Genomic DNA, 3,495 nt, shown 5'->3' on the forward strand with positions numbered 1-3,495 from the left:
GTTCTCGATTACCTTGGGGTTCTTGCCCTCCATGATCGCGACACAGGAATTCGTCGTGCCGAGATCGATACCAATAGCTCTTGCCACGTCAGCCTCCTTTGGTTGGTAGGCGACGATGGTGCCCATCCTTCGCGAGGGCCGACCTGACATGGATCAGCCAGATGCAAGATGTCAGACACCGAGTGCTGCGCGCGGATTCTCGTGGTGCTCCGTCGACCAGGATTTCGCTAGCTTCTCTAGCTGCGGATCATTTGCTGGGAGATCGACCAAAAGCCGAACCAGCTCGTTACCTCGGCCTCCGCCTTCGCGATGGAAGCCCTTGCCACGGACACGAAGCGTTCGTCCAGAAGTCGACCCCTTGGGAATTGTAAGCAGCACTGGACCGTCAGGCGTCGGGACGCGCACCTTCGCTCCAAGCACAGCTTCGTCCCAACGCACCGGCAACTCGAGATGGACGTCATCCCCAACCCGGGTAAAGAACCGGTGCGGCTGGATCTCGAGGATCACGATAGCGTCGCCATTGCCATCGGGGCCGGCCTCGCCATGCCCCCTCACCCGAACCTTAGACCCGGTTTCGAAGCCTACGGGCAACTTCAGCTCTATGGATCGACCATCGCCCAAGTCGATATGCTGCGGACGAAGCGCCGCGGCATCTTCGAAACTCACAGCCAGCCGATATGCGATGTCGGATCCCCGCTGCCTGAAGGACGAACGCCGGCGGCCCTGACCATCCCCAAACATCTCGCCAAAGATGCTGGCGAAGTCCGCACCATCGCCAGTAAATTCGAACGTGGAAGAACCACCCTGCCCATCCGTCCTGAAGCCGCCCGAACGATAGAACGGGCCAGCGCCATTGAAGTCCGAAAAGCCATGAGGTGCCTTGGGGTGCCCGTTCTCGTCGATCTCACCGCGATCATAGCTAGCCCGCTTCTCGGGATCAGAGAGGAGTTCGTAGGCGGCAGAGATCTCTGAGAACTTCTTAGCGGCATCCGGCTTTCCTGCATTCCTGTCCGGATGGAATTCCTTCGCTAGGCGCCGATACGCCTTCTTGATCGTAGCGGCGTCCGCGTCACGCGCGACACTCAGGGTCTGATACGGGTCTGCCATCCTACAACCGCCTCCTCGGGTCTGCTCTACCGGGCGCCAGCAAAGATGGATCAGCGGCAGTTCGGGAGGTCCTACGCCGTTTCAACCATGCACGCGTGGTCCGCCCGCAATAGCAACGGGTAGCGGACGACCTTTCCATCGCGCTGACATAGGTCAGCGTTCAGGCGGGAAACGGCCGGCATAGAGAGGGTGACGATAGGTCTGGCGAATGAACCCCGCCCAGCCCGGAGTGCCGCCAGTGAATGAGCCATCCAACTCGAGACACGCATCTGCACTCCGTCGAGCCCTTCGGGTCGTCGGGCTTGTTGTCGTCATCGCTTCCCATCCGGCATATGCCGATTTGGACACGCCGGACCGCTTACCGACATTCCTCGTTGAACGTTCCGGGACGACCGTTCCAATGACGTTTGACATCCAATTGCTTGCGCCACGGTCCTGGCCGGACGCAAAGGTCAGACAGGCGATGATCGAGCGCGCTGCCGGCATCGCGCTCGAGAATGGCGCGTCCTGCTTCCTGCTGGAGCGAGCCGACCTGGATCGGACGGCCCGCTACATCCCACTCCGTTCAGGTCACATGACAGTGAGCGTAAGTAGCTCGACACGTGAATGGCAACGATACTGGGATCTCTACAGCCATGCGCTCGAAGGGCCCGGAATACATCTGGCCTCCGGCCCTCGTCCACGGAGTCGAGAGCCCATTGTCCATGCAAACGCGTCGATACGGCTTTGCAGCGCGGAGGACGCAGGAAAGCCTGAAACCTTCGACGCCAAACGGATCAGCAATCCACCTTCGTAGACGTGTCGGTTCCCCAGAGTATGGAACGCAAGCGTAACGCTGGGCGTATAGCTTCCGACCTAGGGGGACTGATGATATCTGCACCGGAGCGTCATGCTCGACTAGCTTTCAAGAGTGACACCGCGGAAAACAGGCTGGACGCCGGCGCCCACCTTGATGCGACTAGTGCACGATGAAGGTGAGCCGGAAGGTCGCGGCTATCGCCGCAACGGGTTCGATACTCGCGTCTATATGGGCGCTTCGCACGTTCAACCGTCTGCCGCCCCGGAAGCTCGAAGAGGACGCCTTTCCTTCCCGACATGACAGCGTGAGCCCTCTGCGAACCGCTGCGGAGGACGCCGCGAAGGGACATGACGGCCAGTCGGGCATCCACCTTTTGGCGGACGCGAACGACGCCTTCGCCGCGCGCATCCTGCTTGCACGCCAAGCAAAGCGGCATCTCGATCTACAATACTACATCTGGCATGGTGATCGGACGGGGACGTTGCTCCTTGAGGAGGTCCACAGTGCAGCCGAAAGAGGTGTGCAGGTTCGACTGCTTCTCGACGACAACGGCATCTCCGGACTCGACACGATCCTGTCCGCGCTCGACCGTCATCCGAACATTGAGACCCGCCTCTTCAATCCATTTCGCATCCGCTTTCCCAAGGCGGCCGGCTTCGCCCTCGATTTTAGCCGCCTTAACCGCCGCATGCACAATAAGAGCTTCATCGCCGACGACGCGGCGACCATCGTCGGCGGAAGGAACATCGGCGACGAATATTTCGGCGCAGGCGACGGAGGGCTGTTCGCGGACCTCGACGCACTAGCGATTGGCCCGGTGGTCACATCCGTCATTGCAGACTTCGATCGCTACTGGGACTGCTCTTCCGCCTATCCAGCCGCCCAGATCCTTCCGCGTGTCAGCGAGGCGCAGCGCCGAAAGCTCACGCGGCGGGCTGCACTTGTCGAGAAAGATCCCTCTGCCCGCCAGTTTGTGGAGCGCATCACATCCCTGCCAATCGTGCGATCACTTCTCGAGGGAACGCTTGAGCTTACCTGGGCCGACGTTGAACTCATAAGCGATGATCCGGCAAAGGCCTGCGGAGACGTCGATCCCAGCAGCCTGCTCGCTACCCAGCTCGAGGAGACGCTTGGCAATCCTAAGCGAGAGATGTTCGTGATCGCTGGATACTTCGTTCCCGGCGAGGCTGTGACGAAAGCGCTTTGCGCACTCGCCAGCAGCGGCGTGACCGTCAACGTGCTGACGAACAGCTTCGCAGCCACAGACGTGAAACTCGTCCATGCCGGATATGCCCAGACTCGGATGGAACTGCTTCAGTCGGGCGTCCGACTATTTGAGATGTATGGCACAACGCATGCCACACCTTCTCGCAAGGAAAGACGACGCGGATCGCGTCTGGGTATTGGCAGCACCCTACGAGGCTCAGGCACCGGATCGACGGCCGCCCTGCGCTCCCATGCTTCCACGCTGCATGCGAAGACATTCTCGGTGTCCGCCGTCAGCACCAATGGCACAGATTTGAGGTTGTGATTTAAGGAGGATCTGGGCTTCGTCGTAGTGACGAAGGAACGAAGATGAAGCCCAGATC

At 60.3% G+C, this 3,495-nt stretch carries 3 protein-coding genes; 1 reads left to right on the forward strand and 2 read right to left on the reverse strand.

Translation table 11 applies throughout. The features are described from left to right. Window positions 1-150, reverse strand: a 150-nt coding sequence (locus DI606_RS20420) for an Hsp70 family protein (protein WP_367119501.1), incomplete at its 3' end; no start/stop codon positions are given. A gap of 21 nt (window positions 151-171) precedes the next feature. Beyond that, window positions 172-1,107 (reverse strand): J domain-containing protein, encoded by a 936-nt coding sequence (locus tag DI606_RS19675; protein WP_293985654.1) that lies wholly within the window; start codon window positions 1,105-1,107, stop codon window positions 172-174. A gap of 968 nt (window positions 1,108-2,075) precedes the next feature. On the opposite strand from DI606_RS19675, the gene DI606_RS19680 reads away from it, so the two are divergent. Next, a complete protein-coding gene (locus DI606_RS19680) occupies window positions 2,076-3,437 on the forward strand; it encodes a phospholipase D family protein (protein ID WP_293985656.1) in 1,362 nt (453 codons plus the stop codon). Window positions 3,438-3,495: the final 58 nt, after the last annotated feature.

The organism is Sphingobium sp. (assembly GCF_003248505.1).
Lineage (GTDB): Bacteria > Pseudomonadota > Alphaproteobacteria > Sphingomonadales > Sphingomonadaceae > Sphingobium.